This window comes from Mycobacterium sp. E802 (genome assembly GCF_001666875.1).
Taxonomy (GTDB): Bacteria; Actinomycetota; Actinomycetes; order Mycobacteriales; family Mycobacteriaceae; genus Mycobacterium.
In genome coordinates this window covers 1-17,126 of sequence record NZ_LZJD01000133.1, presented here as the reverse complement: position 1 = coordinate 17,126, position 17,126 = coordinate 1, and the positions used below count along the sequence as shown (strand labels likewise).

At 65.5% G+C, this 17,126-nt stretch carries 15 protein-coding genes; 11 read left to right on the top strand and 4 right to left on the bottom strand.

Annotation, left to right across the window (positions count from 1 at the left end; all coding sequences use genetic code 11):
- The first annotated feature begins 20 nt into the window (after window positions 1–20).
- From A5699_RS19460 to A5699_RS19420, 9 genes are all read left to right on the top strand, one after another.
- The gene (locus tag A5699_RS19460; protein ID WP_067772484.1) at window positions 21–782 is read left to right on the top strand and encodes a crotonase/enoyl-CoA hydratase family protein; all 762 of its coding nucleotides are present in this window, start codon (window positions 21–23) and stop codon (window positions 780–782) included.
- A gap of 44 nt (window positions 783–826) precedes the next feature.
- The gene (locus tag A5699_RS19455; protein ID WP_067772482.1) at window positions 827–1,621 is read left to right on the top strand and encodes an SDR family NAD(P)-dependent oxidoreductase; all 795 of its coding nucleotides are present in this window, start codon (window positions 827–829) and stop codon (window positions 1,619–1,621) included.
- Between the two features lie 9 nt (window positions 1,622–1,630).
- A complete protein-coding gene (locus A5699_RS19450) occupies window positions 1,631–2,638 on the top strand; it encodes a dihydrodipicolinate synthase family protein (RefSeq protein WP_067772479.1) in 1,008 nt (335 codons plus the stop codon).
- Between the two features lie 112 nt (window positions 2,639–2,750).
- Entirely contained in the window at window positions 2,751–3,572 is an 822-nt protein-coding gene (locus A5699_RS19445) for an enoyl-CoA hydratase (protein WP_067772476.1), read from the top strand.
- Between the two features lie 4 nt (window positions 3,573–3,576).
- Window positions 3,577–4,827, top strand: coding sequence for an amidohydrolase family protein (locus A5699_RS19440; protein WP_067772473.1), 1,251 nt, complete (start codon window positions 3,577–3,579; stop codon window positions 4,825–4,827).
- Window positions 4,828–4,833: 6 nt separating this feature from the next.
- Entirely contained in the window at window positions 4,834–6,444 is a 1,611-nt protein-coding gene (locus A5699_RS19435; RefSeq protein ID WP_067772470.1) for an acyl-CoA synthetase, read from the top strand.
- The gene (locus tag A5699_RS19430; protein ID WP_067772467.1) at window positions 6,441–7,283 is read left to right on the top strand and encodes an amidohydrolase family protein; all 843 of its coding nucleotides are present in this window, start codon (window positions 6,441–6,443) and stop codon (window positions 7,281–7,283) included. Before A5699_RS19435 ends, A5699_RS19430 begins: the two co-directional genes overlap by 4 nt.
- The gene (locus A5699_RS19425; RefSeq protein ID WP_067772462.1) at window positions 7,283–8,326 is read left to right on the top strand and encodes an acyl-CoA dehydrogenase family protein; all 1,044 of its coding nucleotides are present in this window, start codon (window positions 7,283–7,285) and stop codon (window positions 8,324–8,326) included. The genes A5699_RS19430 and A5699_RS19425 overlap by 1 nt, the downstream gene beginning before the upstream one ends.
- A 2-nt stretch (window positions 8,327–8,328) precedes the next feature.
- Complete coding sequence (locus tag A5699_RS19420; protein ID WP_067772459.1) at window positions 8,329–9,504, top strand: acyl-CoA dehydrogenase family protein; 1,176 nt, start codon at window positions 8,329–8,331, stop codon at window positions 9,502–9,504.
- Between the two features lie 110 nt (window positions 9,505–9,614).
- Here the strand turns inward: A5699_RS19420 and A5699_RS19415 are convergent, their stop codons facing one another.
- From A5699_RS19415 to A5699_RS19400, 4 genes are all read right to left on the bottom strand, one after another.
- Window positions 9,615–9,941 carry a hypothetical protein gene (locus tag A5699_RS19415; protein WP_067772457.1) on the bottom strand — a complete coding sequence of 109 codons (327 nt, stop codon included), beginning with the start codon at window positions 9,939–9,941 and terminating at the stop codon, window positions 9,615–9,617.
- 308 nt (window positions 9,942–10,249) lie between these two features.
- Complete coding sequence (locus A5699_RS19410) at window positions 10,250–11,482, bottom strand: amidohydrolase family protein (protein WP_067772455.1); 1,233 nt, start codon at window positions 11,480–11,482, stop codon at window positions 10,250–10,252.
- An 89-nt stretch (window positions 11,483–11,571) separates the two neighbouring features.
- Entirely contained in the window at window positions 11,572–12,720 is a 1,149-nt protein-coding gene (locus A5699_RS19405) for a thiolase family protein (RefSeq protein ID WP_067772452.1), read from the bottom strand.
- Window positions 12,717–13,142 (bottom strand): Zn-ribbon domain-containing OB-fold protein, encoded by a 426-nt coding sequence (locus A5699_RS19400; protein WP_067772449.1) that lies wholly within the window; start codon window positions 13,140–13,142, stop codon window positions 12,717–12,719. The genes A5699_RS19405 and A5699_RS19400 overlap by 4 nt, the downstream gene beginning before the upstream one ends.
- Window positions 13,143–13,237: 95 nt before the next feature.
- Between A5699_RS19400 and A5699_RS19395 the strand changes: the two genes are divergently transcribed.
- Window positions 13,238–15,421: a molybdopterin-dependent oxidoreductase gene (locus A5699_RS19395; protein ID WP_067772446.1), complete on the top strand. Its 2,184-nt coding sequence runs from the start codon at window positions 13,238–13,240 to the stop codon at window positions 15,419–15,421.
- A 31-nt stretch (window positions 15,422–15,452) separates the two neighbouring features.
- On the top strand, window positions 15,453–16,988 hold the full coding sequence (locus A5699_RS19390; protein WP_067772442.1) for an aldehyde dehydrogenase family protein: 1,536 nt from the start codon (window positions 15,453–15,455) through the stop codon (window positions 16,986–16,988).
- The last annotated feature ends 138 nt before the right edge of the window (window positions 16,989–17,126 follow it).

Genomic DNA, 17,126 nt, shown 5'->3' with positions numbered 1-17,126 from the left:
TGCGAGTAAAAGGGGCATTGATGTCGGACGAAGTTCTCACAGAGCGTCGGGGTCGAACACTCATCATCACGATCAACCGTCCGGAAGCGCGTAACGCGTTCAACCTGGCGGTGGTTCAGGGTCTTGCCGACGCCATGGACGAGCTTGACGACACTGCTGAGCTGTCGGTGGCGGTGCTCACCGGTGCGGGCGGAAACTTCTGCGCCGGCATGGACCTCAAGGCGTTCGCTGCGGGGGAGCTGCCCTATGTACCCGGGCGCGGCGCTGGTTTCACCGAGCGTCCGCCACGCAAGCCGCTGATCGCCGCCGTCGAGGGATTCGCGCTCGCCGGTGGTACTGAACTCGTCCTCGCCACCGACCTCGTGGTGGCGTCCAAGGTCGCCAAGTTCGGCATCCCGGAGGTCAAGCGCGGTCTGGTGGCCGGTGGCGGTGGCCTGTTGCGACTGCACCAGCGCATCCCGTACCAGAAGGCGATGGAACTCGCACTCACCGGTGACAGCTTCACCGCCGAGGAGGCCGCCGCGTGGGGCTTCGTCAACAAGCTGACCGAACCCGGTGCCGCGCTCGACGGTGCGCTCGAGCTCGCCGATCGAATCACCGCCAACGGGCCGCTGGCAGTCGCGGTGACCAAAGAGATCATCGCGTCGTCCTCGGAATGGTCGTCCGACGAGATGTGGAAGAAGCAGGGCGAACTGCTCGGCCCGGTGTTCTCTTCGAACGACGCCAAGGAAGGCGCGATCGCGTTCGCCGAGAAGCGCGCCCCCAACTGGACCGGTTCCTGAGTCCGGCGGGCAGGGGCGGAGCGACCGGGGGAGATATTTAGGCCATGGATCTCGGATTCGCAGGTGCGGCCACCGTTGTCGTCGGCGGTGGCCGGGGCATGGGTTTCGCGACGGCGCAGTGCCTGGCCGAGGACGGCGCCCGGATCGCGATCGTCGGACGTTCGCGTGACGTACTCGATGCCGCGGCCACCGAACTCGCACGGATCGGGTCGCCGGAGGCCATCGCGATCGTCGCCGACACCTCGGACGGCTCACAGGTCGACCGGGCGTTCGCCGAGGTAGGGGAGCGCTGGGGTGAACTCAACGCGCTGATCAACACGGTTGGCCCCGGTGCCGCCGGCAACTTCGAGGAGTTGACCGACGATCAGTGGCAGGAGGCGTTCGACTCCGGTCTGATGGGGATGGTGCGCTGCGTGCGGGCGGCGCTTCCGTTGCTGCGCAACGCCGAATGGGCTCGCGTCGTCAACTTCTCGGCGCACTCCACCCAGCGGCAGAGCACGCGGCTGCCGGCCTACACCGCGGCCAAGGCCGCGCTGAACAGTGCGTCGAAGAACCTCTCGCTGTTGCTCGCCAAGGACGAGATCATGGTCAATGTGGTGTCCCCGGGCAGCATCTCGTCAGAGGCCCTGCGGGGCTGGGCCGATACCGTGGGCGTCGACGGCGACGATCCTTACGCGCTGATGGCTGCCATCGACGAGCACTTCGGTCATCCAGCTCACTTGCCACGCGCCGGCCTGCCCAGCGAAATCGGTCCTGTCGCAGCATTTCTCGCGTCCAAGAGAAATTCATACATGACCGGGGCGAACGTCAACGTCGATGGTGGTAGCGACTACATCTGAGGAGGGCTCATGGCGACGGCATCCGAGGCACGTGACTGGGCTCGTACTGCGCTACGTGGTATCGGCGACTCGCTGTACACGCCCTTCTGCGGCACTGACGGTGACGACATCGACTGGGCGGCCTACCGGTACCTGGTGCGCTACTGTGCCGGTGACCTCGGTCACCAGATGCTCTGGTGTACCAGCGGTTTGGCCGAGTTCTGGGCGCTGACCCTCGCCGAGCGCAAACAGCTGTTGGAAGTGGCCATCGACGAAGGGCGCCGGGCCAACCCCGCGGTCGTGGTTCAGGCCTGCACCGCGGCCACATCGGCCAAGGACTGTCTGGAGCTGACGCTGCACGCGCAACAGGCGGGCGCCGACATCGTCTACATCCAGACACCGATGATGGAGGCCCACGGTGGCGAGGGCGTCCTTCGATTCTTCCGCTACATCGCCGACCGCACCGACATCGCCCTGGGGATGTTCAACTCGCCGTCCTCGGGTTACGTGCTCACACCCGACGAGAGCGCCCGGATCGCCGAGGAGATCCCGGCGGTGTGCGCAACGAAGGAAGGTGCGTTCCGGCCGGCGGCCAGCCGCAGACTGCACGAACTGGCGCCGTATCTGGCGGTCTGGGAATGCGATACCACGGTGTACCGGGCCGGCTGGCTGCGCGACGGCATCGTCTGCCCGGCACAGCTGGGCACGGCCGGATATCTCTACGAGACCCCGCAGCGTCGTATCTTCACCGAGTACTGGGACCTGGTGTACGCCGACCGATTGATCGAAGCGATGGACTACGGCCGGGAATCCGGACTCGACCAGTTCGGTCTGGACATGGGCTCGTGGTTCACCTGTTACCCGGGCCGGGCCGACTACTTCACCCACTGGGCCGGGGCGTTCAAGCATGCAGCGTCCGTGCTGGGGTTGCCGATCGGTGACTATCCCCATTCCCGTCCACCGCAGGTGCTGTTGCCCGAGGTCGCCAAGACCCAGATCGAGACCGCTTATCGAAAGCTCGGTTTGATCGACGATTGAGTCGTCTTTGTGCAGGTCGACGCGCTTCCACGGGGCTTGCGGAATGCACTACCGATAGGTATACAGTATGTATGTCTGAACGGCTGGTGCGGTATCGGGAGGTGTTCGGCGGATGACGCTCGCCGACGATGTGGGAACCGAGGCGGTGCGGTATGAGGTCACCGACGCCGGGGTCGCGATCATCATGCTCAATCGCCCGGATCGGCTGAACTCCTGGGGTGCGGACATCTCGGCCGGCGTGTACGCGAGTTTCGACCGCGCCGAAGCGGATCCGGCGGTGCGGGCCATCGTGCTGACCGGTTCCGGACGGGGATTCTGCGCCGGTGCCTACATGGGCGCCATGGCCTCACTCGGCGAATCCATCAGTGAAGACACCGATGTCAGCAAGATCGTCGGCGAACGGCACCCGCACTTCCTCACCACGCTGAACAAGCCGGTGATCGCGGCGATCAACGGGGCGTGCGTGGGCATCGGTCTCACCCACGCCTTGATGTGCGACGTGCGCTTTGCCGCGGCCGGTGCCAAATTCGCCACCGCGTTCCCGCGTCGCGGGTTGATCGGCGAATACGGCATCACCTGGATATTGCCGCGACTGGCCGGCTGGGGTGCCGCGGCCGATCTGCTGCTGAGTGGCCGGACGTTTCTCGCCGAGGAAGCCGCGCAGCTCGGCTTGGTGAAAGAGGTTGTGGCGCCGGATGATCTATTGCCGCGAGCGCTGGAATACGCCGAGGATCTGGCCCGGAACTGCTCACCGGCATCGATGGCCGTGATCAAGCGCCAACTCTACGGCGACGCCCTCGACGACGTCGTCGACGTCAGCGATCGCGCCGAAAAGCTGATGCACGAGTCCATGGTGCGTCCCGACCTCATCGAGGGCATCACCGCATTCTTCGAAAAACGGCCCCCGAACTTCCCGCCCTTGAAAGAAGGTTGATGACATGACCGAAGCTCCCGAACGGCTTCCGTATCTGGCCGTCGACGTCGACAACCACTACTACGAACCGATCGACGCGTTCACCCGGCATCTGCCCAAGGAGTTCCGCAGCCGCGGCGTGCAGATGGTGCAGGACGGGAAGCGGACCCTGGCGGTGATGGGTGGCACGGTGAACCACTTCATCCCCAACCCCACCTTCGACCCGATCATCGAGCCGGGCTGCCTGGATCTGCTGTTCCGCGGCGAGATCCCCGAGGGCGTCGACCCGGCGTCACTGATGAAGGTCGACCGGCTTTCCGAACACCCCGAGTATCAGAACCGGGACGCCCGGCTCAAGGTGCTCGATCGCCAACGCCTCGAAACCGTGTTCATGCTCCCGACTTTCGCGTGCGGTGTGGAAGAGGGCCTCAAGCATGACATCGAGGCCACCATGGCCTCGGTGCACGCCTTCAACCTGTGGCTGGATGAGGACTGGGGTTTCGACCGGCCCGACGGTCGCTTCGTGTCGGCGCCGATTATCTCCCTGGCCGACCCGGACAAGGCGGTCGAGGAGGTCGAGTTCGTGATCGGCCGCGGCGCGAAGCTGGTGTGCGTGCGGCCGGCGCCGGTGCCCGGGGCGGTCAGGCCGCGCTCACTCGGTGACCCGCTGCACGATCCGGTGTGGGCCCGGCTGGCCGAGGCCGGAGTCGCCGTCGTCTTCCACCTGTCGGACTCCGGATACATGGCGGTCCCGGCATTGTGGGGCGGCACCGGCGTGTTCAAGGGATTCGGCAAGCGGGATCCACTGGACATGGTCATCATGGACGATCGCGCGATCCACGACACCATGGCCTCGATGATCGTGCACCAGGTGTTCACCCGGCACCCCAAGCTCAAGGTGGCCAGCATCGAGAACGGCTCGTACTTCGTGTACCGGCTGATCAAGCGCCTGAAGAAGGCGGCCAACAACGCGCCGTATCACTTCAAAGAGGATCCGGTCGAGCAGCTACGCAACAACGTCTGGATCGCGCCCTACTACGAGGACGACGTGAAGTTGCTGGCCGATACGATCGGGGTGGACAAGATCCTGTTCGGTTCGGACTGGCCGCACGGCGAGGGTCTGGCCGATCCGACCACGTTCACCGCCGACATTCCACAGTTCCCCGAGTTCAGTCTCGAGGACACCCGAAAGGTCATGCGCGACAACGCTCTCGAACTTCTCGGTGACGTGCACCGCGTCGCACCCGGGGTCGCACACCTGACGGTGCCGGCGTAGCCCGCGATGGCCGAATGGACCATCGGTGCCGTCGTCGACGCCATCGCCGAGGCGGTGCCCGACCGGGAGATGACGGTGTGTGGCGCGCGCCGCACCACGTTCGCGCAGGGGGCAGAGCGGACCCGCCGGTTGGCGAACTTTCTGGCCTCGGCCGGGCTGGGGGCGCACCGCGAGCGTCAGGACCTCAATCGCTGGGAATGCGGTCAGGACGTCGTCGCCCTCGTGATGCACAACGATCTGTACCCCGAGATGGTGATCGGTTGTCTCAAGGCGCGCACGGTGCCGGTGAACGTGAATTACTACTACACACCCGGCGAGGTGGCCGATCTGCTGGCCTACTTGAAACCACGGGCAGTGATCTACCACCGCTCCCTGGGCGCGAAATTCGCCGACGTGCTCGCGCACAGCACCGCCGAGCTGCTGATCTCTGTCGATGACGGCGACGGCGCCAAGCTGCCCGGAGCGCTGACACTGGAAGACGCTCTGGCGCAGGGGGACCCAGAGCGTGTCGGCCCGGCGTCGCCGGACGACCTGCTGATGGTGTGCACCGGCGGCACGACGGGCAGGCCCAAAGGCGTGATGTGGCGTCAGGGCGACATCTATGTCTCCTCGATGAACGGCGCCGACCATGAGCAGGTCGGCGAGATCCACGGCAAGGTGGTCCATGCCGGGCCGCCCTGGTTCGCGGTGTCGCCGTTGATGCACGCGGCCGGGATGTGGACCGCGTTCTCGGGTCTGCTGTCGGGCCAGACCGTGGTGCTGCATGACACCAAGCCGCGGTTCGACCCGCGCACGGTGCTCGAAACCGCGCAGCGGGAGAAGATCGGGCTGATGACGATGGTCGGCGACGCGTATGCCGCGCCGATCGTCGAGGAGTTGGGCCGACGGTCCTATGACCTGTCGTCGATGTTCGCGATCGGCACCGGGGGCGCGGCCACCAACCCGAAACATCAACGGGCCCTGCTCGAACACATTCCGCAGATCACCATCATCAACGGGTTCGGTTCCTCGGAGACCGGCAACATGGGCTTCGGCCACACCCAGCGCGAAACGCCGACCGCCGAGACGTTTCAGCTGCGGGCCGGCGGTTTGGTGCTGGCCGACGATTACTCCCGGTTCCTCGAACCCGGTGACAGCGCGGTCGGTTGGGTGGCCCGCAACGGTCGAATCCCGTTGGGCTACTTCAACGATGAAGCGGCGACCGGGAAAACCTTCCCCGAGGTGGCCGGTGAGCGCGTCGTGGTGTCCGGTGACCGTGCCTCGCTGGAGGCCGACGGCACCCTGCGCCTGTTGGGGCGGGATTCGTTGGTGGTCAACACCGGTGGGGAAAAGGTGTTCGTCGAGGAGATCGAAGAGGTCCTGCGGGCACACCCACAGGTGGCCGATGCACTGGCGGTGGGTCGACCGAGTGAGCGATGGGGCGAAGAAGTTGTCGCGGTGGTGGCGCTTCGCGGCGCGGTGGACGCCGACGGCCTCCGCGACCACTGCGCGACGCGGCTGGCCCGATTCAAACTGCCCAAGGCGGTGCTTTTTGTCGATGAGATCCGCAGGCTCGGCAACGGCAAGGCCGATTACCGGTGGGCCAAGGACGTCGCTTCCGGAGGAATGAAGGTATGACCCACAAGGTGATTGACTGTCTTGCCAATGTGCACTTCGGCGAGACCGAGAACCAGCCCACCTTCATGAAGAAGGTGCGCGACGACTACTTCAAGGGCCCGCAGTCGATGTATGACCCCATCGACCTGTCGGAACTGCTGGACGAGATGGACACCCACGGTGTGCAGCGGGCAATCCTGATGGACTCCCTGGTCAAGCCGTCGGTGACCGCGCGGAAGTTCGTCGAGGCCCACCCGGATCGCTTCGCGCTGGCGATGGGCGGGGTGAACCTGTTACGGCCGATTGCTTCCCTGCGCGAGCTCACCGCCGTCGTCGCCGACCTCCCCGTCGCGTATGCCGTTGTGGGGCCCAGCTTCTGGGGTGACGGTCAGTATCCGCCCAGCGATGCGGTGTACTACCCGCTCTACACCAAGTGCGCAGAGATCGAGCTGCCGTTGTGCGTCAACACCGGCCTGCCCGGCCCGCCGATACCGGGTGAGGTGCAGAATCCGATCCACCTGGACCGGGTGTGTGTCCGGTTCCCGGAGCTTAAGCTGTGCATGATCCACGGTGCGGATCCGTGGTGGGACATCGCGATTCGGATGCTCATCAAGTATCAGAACCTCCGGTTGATGACCTCGGCGTGGTCGCCCAAGCGGCTACCGGAGTCCCTGCTGCATTTCATGCGGACCCGGGGCAAGGGCAAAATCATCTTCGCGTCGGACTTTCCGGTGCTGCGCATGCAGCGTGTGGTGCCCGAGGCGCTGGCGCTGGATCTTCCCGAAGACGTGCTGGACAACTACCTGTACAACAATGCTGCCGAGTTTTTCTTCGGCGAGGCCCACGAGACGGAGAGCTGATGGACCGCTACGAACTACGCAGGCTGGATTACAGCCTGTCCGAGGATCACGTCGACCTGCAAACCGCGTACCGGCAGTTCTTCAAGACCCATTCCGACATCGAGGCCGTGCGGGCCTCCGAGCCGTCGGGCTTCGACAAGAGTCTGTGGGAACGCTTGTGCGCGATGGGCGCCACCACGATGGCTCTGCCCGAAACTGTTGGGGGAGACGGGGCGACGCTCGTCGACCTGACCCTGGTGGCCGAGGAACTCGGCCGTTCGCTGGCGCCGGTGCCGTGGATCGATCATGTGGTGGCCGCGCGGTTGCTGGCCCGACTCGGCGCATGCGAGTCCGAGGAGATCGTGCAGGGCACCCAGATCGTCGGGTTCGACCCGCAGCAGGTCGCCCCGACCGGCGCGCGGCTGATCCCCACCGGTTCGATCGCCGACCACATCGTCGTCCGCGACGGACAGGATGTGGTGAAGCTCGAGTTCTCCACGCGGCCGGCCCGCGTCGACAATATCGGCAAGCTGCCGATGGCCTGGGTGGACCCGGCCACCGCCGACTCGCGGGTCGTGCTGGCCAGTGGTGCCGATGCCATGGCGGAATACCAACGGGCGTTGGATGAATGGCGTCTGTTGACCGCCTCGGCCCTGGTCGGCCTGGTCGAGGAGACGATGACCATCGCCGCAGAATTCGCCAAGACGCGTTACACCCTTGGCGTGCCGATCGGGACGCTGCAAGGCATTTCGCATCCGTTGGCCAACATCGCGATCACCGTCCAGAGCGGCCGTGGGTTGGCGCGTCGGGCCGCCTGGTTCCTCGACAACGAGCCTGACGAGCGGCCCGAGCTGGCACCCTCGGCGTTCGTGTTCATGGCCGAGGAGGCCGCCAAGGCCGCCACCATGGCGGTGCACGTCCAGGGTGGGCTGGGGGTGTCCGCAGAGGCCGCGGCCACCGCCTATCTGGTGCGGGCCCGCGGCTGGGCGCTGGCCGGCGGGGATCCGGGTGCCACGGCGGTGCACATCGGCCAGATCGTCGCGGCTCGTGAAAGCAAGGTTTAGACATGGATTTCTCAACTGTTGAACTGTCCGCCGAAGACGAGGCGTTCCGCACCGAGGTGCGCGAGTTCCTGTCGAGCGTGGTGACCGAAGACGTCATCCGGCGGGATCGCGAGACCGGCGACAACTTCGACGAGGGTGTGCATCTGGCCCTGGGGGCGGCCGGCTATCTGGAACGAGAGTTCAAGGCCGAGGCCGACGGCGGATTCAACCGGGTGCAGCGGCGCATCTGGATCCTCGAGAAGCGGCGTGCCGAAGTTCCCTGGGTGACATGGGGAACCACCGTGATGATCGCCCGTTCGGTGGCCAAGTTCGCTTCCGATGAGATCCGTGACGACGTGCTGCGCGGGGTGTTCGACGGCACCGTCCGGATGTGCCTGGGCTATACCGAACCCGAGGGTGGTTCTGACGTCGCCACCTGCAAGACCCGCGCCGTGCGCGACGGTGACCAATGGATCATTAACGGGTCCAAGATGTTCACCACCGGTGCCCACAACTGCCAGTACGTCTTCCTGATCACCAACACCGATCCAGAGGCGCCGAAACACAAGAGCCTCACCATGTTCCTGGTGCCCTTGGACTCCGACGGCATCGAAATCCAGGGCATCCGCACCGTCGACGGTGATCGCACCAACATCGTCTATTACTCCGATGTGCGGGTCGATGACAAGTACCGGCTCGGTGACGTCAACGGCGGCTGGACCGTGGTGCGTGAGCCGTTGGACGCCGAGCACGGTGCGGTCGCCGCAGCCGACGACGGGCTCGACGATGTGGCGATCATGATGCATCAGGCCGGCTTCATGGCGGAAGCGGCCGACAATGTCGCCGCCCTGGTGGGCGGTAATGGCGCCATCGACGACGGCTCCGTGGCATATCGCTTGGGGCGCAGCGTGGCTCGGCTGGAGGCATCCCTGTCATCGCCCAGCATTTTCGGACGCGTGGCGATCGCACAGACCATGCGGGATATCTCCCCGGACCTGATGGATATCGCGGGTTCGATTGCCGCACTGCCGATCGGGGCCGACGGGGGAGCCGACGACCGCAGTGAGTACATCTACCGCTTCGCCCCACTGGTCGGTATCTACGGTGGCACGCTCGAGGTGTTCCGCAACATGATCGCCCAGCATGTCCTGGGCCTGGGTAAGCCGAACTATTCGGCCCCGAAGGCGAAGGCTTCCTAGCGCGAGCAGACGCAGGTGTACCCAAATCCCGCGCGTGTCGGGTACATCTGCGTCTGGTCGTCGACTATGCGGGCGCCTCGGCCACTTCCGCCGTTGCCCGTCGGCGGCGTCTAACCAGTCGGCGCCAGGCTGGGTTGAACGGGAGCCAATGGCGGCGGGACAGTCGACGGCGCTACCTGCACGTCGCCGCGGGGTACGAGGCCTGGTGGTATCCGTCCGGCACCGCTGGCTTCGGCCGGCGGCGCCTCACACTTCTGCTGGCCTTCGTTCCAGACCCCGCCGCTGTGCCGACAGCAACCTTTCGTATCGTCAATCTTTTCCTGCAGAGATTCATTCAGACCGTCATTGAGGATGTCCGTGCAGGAGTCGAAATCCTCGATGTCCCAGACGCCGGGTTCGGCTTGCGAAATACCGGTCGGCGCCATGATGCCGAACATCGTCGCAGCGGCGACAGCCGTTGCACCCGATGCAATGCGCTTCGCGAGAGTCCTTGTCGGGCTTGATCTTGTCGTCGTTGAGTTTGCCATCGCCGCACCCCCATTGGGCTGGGCGTCCGCGACCGTATCCGCCCCGGGCGCCTGCGAATCCCCTGTATTGAATACAAAGAGTGTGCGCTCCGGCCGGGGCAGGAACAACCTCGGCGATGACGGGACCTTGCCAGGGCAAGATTCCGGCAAAAAGGCGTTCCAGCCAGAACGCTATGAGTCACCCCAATGGCCGCTCAGCAGTTTCAGGCCCGGATGCTTCAGCCTTCGGCCATCGCCGGTGGTCTGACCGCGTCTGGATCGGGGTTGGCGATCGGCAGGCCCATGAAGCGCCGCGCGTTGTCGCCCATGAAGTCGTAGGTGCGGCGAATGTCCATGCCCTCGGCGTACTTCCAGAAACCCTTCGGTTCGGCCAGGCCTTCGGGGTGCGGATAGTCGGAGCCGAACAGCACCTTGTCCCAGCCGACGGTTTCCACCACGTCGGACACACAGCCCTCCCAGAACGGACTGACCCAGATGTTGCGCCGGAACACGTCGTGTGGGTGCTCGGGGAAGTTCTGCGGCATCTTCTTGTACAGATCGGCGAAGTCGTGGAACAGCGGGAAGATCCAGCTGCTGCCGTTCTCGACGCTGGCGATACGCAGCTTCGGGAACCGGGTCAGGGTGCCGTGGCAGATCAGGGCCGTCAACATGTCGGCGATCTCGCGGTGGCCCAGAACCATCCAGCGGAATGCGCTCTGCGCCATGAAGTTCTGCGTGTAGGGCGGCTCCCACTTGTTGACGTAGTCGTCGAGCGGGGGGTAGCTGGCGTGCAGCACGATGGGCAGCCCGGCGGCCTCCACGTCACGCCAGAACGGATCGAACTCCGGAAGGGCGGGGGAGCGCCAGCCGTGCAGGCCGTTGACCGGTCCGGGTTTGATCAGAGCGACCTTGGCGCCTTTGGACAGGATCCATTCCAGCTCCCGTTGTGCCGCATCCACTTCCGACAAGTTGATGATCGGAGTGGAAAACACCCGGTCGGCGTGATTGAAGCCCCAGTGTTCCAGGATCCATTCATTGAGCGCGTGTACGAGTGCCAGGGTCAGCTGCGGATCGTCGGCGCTGGAGTGCTCGACCAGGCTGCCCAGGGTGGGGTAGTTGAGGGCCTCGACCACACCTTGGCGATCGAGTTCTTTGACGCGGTCCTCGGGGTTGCGGGTGGCCGCGGGCGCGTCGATCGCCTTGCCCTGCATCTCTCGCAGCGTCAGGCCTTCGGTGTTTTCCCCGGCGAAGAACTTCTCGTGTGCGCCCGGCGCCGCGACCCGCTCGAAGGTCGGGTTGGGGATGAAGTCGGTGACCCGGTTGTTGATCACGATGCGGGTCTGACGGCCGATCTGGGCGTACTGCACTGCGCGTGAGTACTTTTCCGGGAGGAACTTCGTGAGTGCGTCACCGGTTTCGTACATGTGCTGGTCGGCATCGAATATCGGTGCGTCCCTGAACTGTTCGGTCATTGTGGGGTTCCCTTCTCCCGCGAGCAGACACAGATGTCCCATTTTTCTCGGCGTGTCGGGTACATCTGCGACTGCTCGGCAAATGCAAGTCAGAGGGTCAACACGGTGGCGCCCGCGGTGCCGGGTGCTCCGTAGAGCTGAGCGAACCCGACGCGGGGATTGCCGGGCACCTGCCGGTCGCCGGCCTCGCCACGCAGTTGGCGCACGAGCTCGTGAATCTGGCGTAGGCCCGAGGCGCCGATCGGCTCCCCGTTGGCGATCAGGCCGCCGTCGGTGTTGATCGGCAGGGACCCGCCGATCTCGGTGGCGCCGTCGGCCAACAGCCTCTCCTGATCGCCGTCGGCGCAGAAGCCGCACTCGGCCATGTGGATGATCTCCGCACCGGCGTCGGTGTCCTGCAGCTGCACCACGTCGACGTCTTCCGGTGCCACGCCGGCCTTTTCGAACGCGGCGCGGGCGGCGTACACCGTCGGCGCTACGTCCTCCTCGACCGGTGCGCACGTCGTGTTCACCTCATACGCGCCGTAGCGGCGGGTGCGCACCTCGACGGCCTTGAGGTACACCGGTTTGTCGGTGTATCGGTGCGCGATGTCGGCCCGGCACATCACCACCGCGGCCGCGCCTTCGTCCGGGGCACAGAACATGTACTGGGTCAGCGGGTAGTTGAGCATCGTCGAGTTGAGGATGTCGTCCTCGCTGATCGGCTTGCGCCGGAAGGCATTCGGATTGAGCGCGCCGTTGCGGAAGTTCTTGTTCGCCACCTTGGCCAGCGTGCGCTGCGAGATGTTGTGTTCGTGCAGGTAGCGGTTGGCCTTCATCCCGAAGAACTGCGTGGTGAGGTACTGGCCGTTCTCGGCATACCAGCTGGGCATGCCGACCAGCGCCGGGTCTTCGGTGAAGGCTCCGCGCGGATGCTTGTCCAGGCCTACGGCGATACCGATGTCGTAGTCGCCGAGCCGGATCCCGTCGGCGCAGGCCTTGGTGGCGCTGGCCGCGGTGGCGCATGCGTTGAAGACATTGGTGAACGGAATGCCGGTCAAACCGACCATCCCGACGATCGCATCAGGGTTGGCCACCGTCCAGCTGCCGCCGGCCGCGGCGCCGATGTCCTTCCACTCCACCCCGGCGTCGGCCACCGCGGCGAAGATCGCGTCGACGCCCATCTGCATCGCAGTCTTACCCTCGAACCGGCCGAACGGGTGAATGCCGACACCGATGATGGCTACCTCGTTGGTCACTGGTCGGAACCTTTCGGGGTGAAGGCGAAGGTGACAACCTCGTTGCCTTCTTCGTCGGTGGTGAACGGGATCATGGTGAGTTCGACGTCCATGCCGAACCGCAGTTTGGCCGGGTCACTCTCGGTGAGCCGGCCCTCGACGCGGATCACGTCACCCAACTGGACCAGACCGACGCCGAACGGGACGAAGTCTTTTCCGGCCGGCCCCTTGTACGGAGGCCCGGGTGGGAAGCCCTGGGTGGTCCAGGCGATGAGGGTGCCTTCGCGCGGCAGGTTAATCTCCTCAGTGTTGCCGCTGGAGCATTTCGGGCAGCGGGCCTGAACCGGGAAGGTGGTGGCACTGCAGTCGGAGCATCGGTTGCCGATCAGCCGGGGTTCGGCGTCGGGCCACGTCGAAATCTCAGGGGCCAGCGCTTTCTGCATCGTGAGCTCCTCATATCACCGAACTACGCACACCAACTGTAATTCTTACAGTAGCGTATCTGGTGTCGTGTTCCAGCCCCCGTTCCGAGGTGTCGATGTCACCACACGCCGTCGAGCACAAGCCGACGTTCTGCCGGATCTGCGAGCCGCTCTGCGGCATGATCGCGACGGTCGAGGAGGGGCGGCTGACCGCGCTTCGCCCCGATAAGGACCATCCGCTCTCGGCAGGCTTTGCCTGCCAGAAAGGCATCGCCTTCACCGAGGTGGTCAACGATCCGGATCGGGTCACCACCCCGCTGAGGCGCACCGATGACGGTTTCGAACCGGTGAGCTGGGATACGGCCCTCGACGACATCGCCGCCAGACTCACCGCGATCCACCGCAAGCACGGAGCCGCGGCGGTGGCGTGGTACATGGGCAACCCGGCCGCGTTCAGTTACTCCCACCTGTTCGCCGCGATGGCTTTCGCCAAGGGGATCGGTGGTGGCAGCCACTTCTTCAGTTCCTCGACCCAGGACACCAGTAGTCGGTTGCTGGCGAACCAATTTCTCTACGGTGCACCGTTTCCGGTGCCGATACCCGATCTGATGCGTACCGACCTGTTGGTCGTATTCGGTGCGAATCCGGTGGTGTCCCATGGCAGCTTCCTGACTGCACCCCGGATCAAAGACCGGATGCACGACATCGTCAAGCGGAACGGGCGGGTGGTGGTGGTCGATCCGCGCCGCAGCGAGACCGCGGCCCAGTTCGAATGGCTCGGCATCGTTCCCGATGCCGATGCCTACCTGCTCCTGTCGATCCTGCAGGTGCTGTTCGCCGAAGGGCTTGTCAATGCACGAGCCCGCAGCCAGGCCGACGGACTGGACTGGCTGTCCGAGCAGTGCGCGTCCTTCACCCCGGAACGCACCCTGGAACACACCGGCATCGACCCCGACAGGGTTCGCGCCTTGGCCCGCGATCTCGCCACCACCGAGCGGGCCGCGGTCTACGGCCGGCTCGGCACCTGTGTCGGGCGCAACGGCACGTTGACCACCTATCTGCTCGATGCGGTCAATCTCGTCGCCGGCAACCTGGACACCCCCGGCGGCAGCGTGTTCAGCACGTTGGGGATTCCCGGTCAGAAGTGGGGATCGATGGCCATGGGTGCCTCGTTGCGCCGCAGCTACCGAACCGCACGCACCCGGGTCGGTGGGTTCCCGTTGGTCATCGGCGCCGAACCCGCGGCCTTCATGGCCAAGGAGATCACGACGCCGGGAGAGGGCCAGGTCAAGGCGATGTTCATCGGCGCCGGCAACCCCGTGCTGTCGGTGCCCAACGGCCACGAGTTGGAAGAGGCGCTGGACGCGACGGAACTCTCGGTCGGCCTCGACCTTTACGTGAACGAGACCACCGCGCACTGCGACTACGTGCTGCCCGTGACGACGATGTACGAGCGTGACGATTTCGCCGTGACGTTCCAGATGTTCCAGGCCACCCCGTTTCGTCAGGCCACCGACCCGGTGGTGGCGCCGCGTGGTCAGGCCCGCACCGAATGGGACATCGTCATCGACCTGATCAGCAGGATGCGTGTGCGCACACCGGTTTTCGCTGCGATACAGCTGGCCGCCAAGCGGGCTGCACGGCGCGGCAAACGGCTCAGCCCGCGGCCGATGATCGACGCCATGATCCGGATGGCCGAGGGCGGTGACCGCTTCGGCTTGCGCCGCGGCGGCCTGACCTTCCGTCGCCTGGCCGAGCAGCATCCGCATGGTGTGGTGGTAGCACCGAACATCCGCACCGACGTGCTCGGTGAAGTCGTGGTGTATCCGAAGGGCCGGGTACGGCTCGCGCACGAGGAGATCACTGCCGAGATCGCCGCGATGTCGCGACGCGTTGCGCCCGAGGGCTTTCCACTGCGCATGATCGGCATGCGGGAGCCACGGTCGGAGAACTCGTGGTTGCATAACGCGCCGTTGCTCATGCGTGGCAACAGGATTCATCGAGCCCTCATGCACGCCGACGATGCCGCCGCACGGCACCTGTCCGACGGTGACGAGGTGCGAGTGCGCTCGCCCTACGGGCAGATCGAGCTTGCGCTGTCGCTCACCGAAGACATCGTGCGCGGCACCGTCGCCATCCCGCATGGGTGGGGTCACAACGGAAAAGGCGGCTGGCGGTTGGCCAATCAGGCCGGCGGTGCCAACGTCAACCAGTTGATGTCGAGTGATCCGACGGATGTCGAGGCGCTGGCCGGTATGTCGTGGCTGACCGGGGTTCCGGTGCAGGTGGAGAACTGCTGACCATCGTACTGTAAGTGTTACAGTTGTCGGCGTGAGCGAAGTCGTGGACCAGGCCGTCACCAGTGTGGAGATCGGTCGCCGCGCGGCCGGCCGCGCCGAGAAACGCATGTTGATCGACGGTGAGCTGGTGGCCTCGGCGTCCGGTGTCGAGTTCGACAACCGCAGTCCGGCCACCGGCCTGGTGCTCGGGACGACGGCTGCCGCGGGTGCGCCGGACATGGACGCCGCGATCGGGGCGGCCCGGCGTGCTTTCGACAACTCTGATTGGAGCACCAACCGCGGGTTACGTCAGCGGGTGCTGGGTCAGCTTCAGTCCGCGATCGAAGCCGAAAAGGACGATCTGCGTGAGGAATTGATCGCCGAGGTCGGCTGCCCGGTGATGACGACGGAAAACGCCCAACTCGACTGGCCGCTGGCCGACGCGCTGCGATACCCGGCCCGTTTGATCGACGAGTTCGAATGGGAGCGCACGCTCGACGGCGGCGGTCTGTTCGGTGAGCGCAACGCGCGCACTGTGGTCAAGGAAGCGGTCGGCGTGGTTGCCGCGATCACGCCCTCGAATTTCCCGATCGAGGTGATCCTCAACAAGCTCGGTCCCGCGTTGGCGGCCGGTAACACCGTGGTCCTCAAACCCGATCCGAACACCCCATGGAACGCGACCCGGCTGGGCCGGCTGATCGCCGAGCGCACCGACATGCCGCCCGGCGTCGTCAATGTGGTGCCCACGCCCGACAACGAGGTGGCCGGGCAGTTGGGCACCGATCCGCGGGTCGACATGGTGTCCTTCACCGGATCGACCGCAGTCGGCCGGCACCTGATGCGCGTCGGGGCCGACACCATGAAGCGCACCTTCCTGGAGCTCGGCGGCAAGTCGGCGATGATCGTTCTCGACGACGCCAAGCCCGGCCACATCATCCCCGGCGCGATCGGGGCCTGCGTGCACGCCGGCCAGGCCTGCGCGGCCAACACGCGGATGTTGGTGCACCGGAGCCTGTTTGACGAGGCGGTCGCGAACGTGACGATGGCTTTCGGCGCGGTCCCGGTGGGTGATCCGGCGCTGCCGACGACACTGGTCGGCCCGTTGATCAGCGCGGCGGCCAAACAACGTGTGCTCGATGCCATCGACGGTGCTCGCCGCGGCGGGGCGCAGATCACAGTGGGCGGCGGTGAGCCGTCCGGGTTGGCCGAGCATCTGCGTGGCGGGCACTTCGTCGCACCCACCGTGATCGTCGGGGCTGATCCGGGCTCATCGATCGCCCAGGACGAGGTGTTCGGCCCGGTGCTGGTGATGCTGCCCTTCGATGACGACGACGAGGCGGTGCGGATCGCCAACGACAGCGCGTTCGGTCTGGCCGGTGCGGTGGTCTCGGCCTCATCCGAGCGGGCTATGGGTATCGCACGGCGGATTAGGACCGGCGCAATTGGTGTTAATGGCGGCATGTACTACGGCGCCGACGCTCCGTTCGGCGGATACAAGAACAGCGGTGTCGGAAGGCAATGCGGCATCGAAGGCTTCGCCCAATACACCGAGACCAAGACGATCGGGTGGCGCCGGCCGCGGCAGTGAGCTCCCTTGCCGAGCAGGCAGTGCGTTCCCTTGCCGAGGAGACGCAAACCCGTACTTTCTGGGCTCTACTGACGTTTCCGTGGGTGTTTGACGGGCCGTCCTGGCAGTGAGGGGCGGTGGCCGCCGAGGGCGAGCATG

Bases quoted from the DNA above. Each gene is read 5' to 3' on its own strand.
- A5699_RS19410 (WP_067772455.1), bottom strand. From the start codon at position 11,482: ATGACCGAACAGTTCAGGGACGCACCGATATTCGATGCCGACCAGCAC.
- A5699_RS19440 (WP_067772473.1), top strand. From the start codon at position 3,577: ATGACCGAAGCTCCCGAACGGCTTCCGTATCTGGCCGTCGACGTCGAC.
- A5699_RS19445 (WP_067772476.1), top strand. From the start codon at position 2,751: ATGACGCTCGCCGACGATGTGGGAACCGAGGCGGTGCGGTATGAGGTC.
- A5699_RS19415 (WP_067772457.1), bottom strand. From the start codon at position 9,941: ATGTTCGGCATCATGGCGCCGACCGGTATTTCGCAAGCCGAACCCGGC.
- A5699_RS19450 (WP_067772479.1), top strand. From the start codon at position 1,631: ATGGCGACGGCATCCGAGGCACGTGACTGGGCTCGTACTGCGCTACGT.
- A5699_RS19400 (WP_067772449.1), bottom strand. From the start codon at position 13,142: ATGCAGAAAGCGCTGGCCCCTGAGATTTCGACGTGGCCCGACGCCGAA.
- A5699_RS19420 (WP_067772459.1), top strand. From the start codon at position 8,329: ATGGATTTCTCAACTGTTGAACTGTCCGCCGAAGACGAGGCGTTCCGC.
- A5699_RS19395 (WP_067772446.1), top strand. From the start codon at position 13,238: ATGTCACCACACGCCGTCGAGCACAAGCCGACGTTCTGCCGGATCTGC.
- A5699_RS19460 (WP_067772484.1), top strand. From the start codon at position 21: ATGTCGGACGAAGTTCTCACAGAGCGTCGGGGTCGAACACTCATCATC.
- A5699_RS19430 (WP_067772467.1), top strand. From the start codon at position 6,441: ATGACCCACAAGGTGATTGACTGTCTTGCCAATGTGCACTTCGGCGAG.
- A5699_RS19455 (WP_067772482.1), top strand. From the start codon at position 827: ATGGATCTCGGATTCGCAGGTGCGGCCACCGTTGTCGTCGGCGGTGGC.
- A5699_RS19435 (WP_067772470.1), top strand. From the start codon at position 4,834: ATGGCCGAATGGACCATCGGTGCCGTCGTCGACGCCATCGCCGAGGCG.
- A5699_RS19425 (WP_067772462.1), top strand. From the start codon at position 7,283: ATGGACCGCTACGAACTACGCAGGCTGGATTACAGCCTGTCCGAGGAT.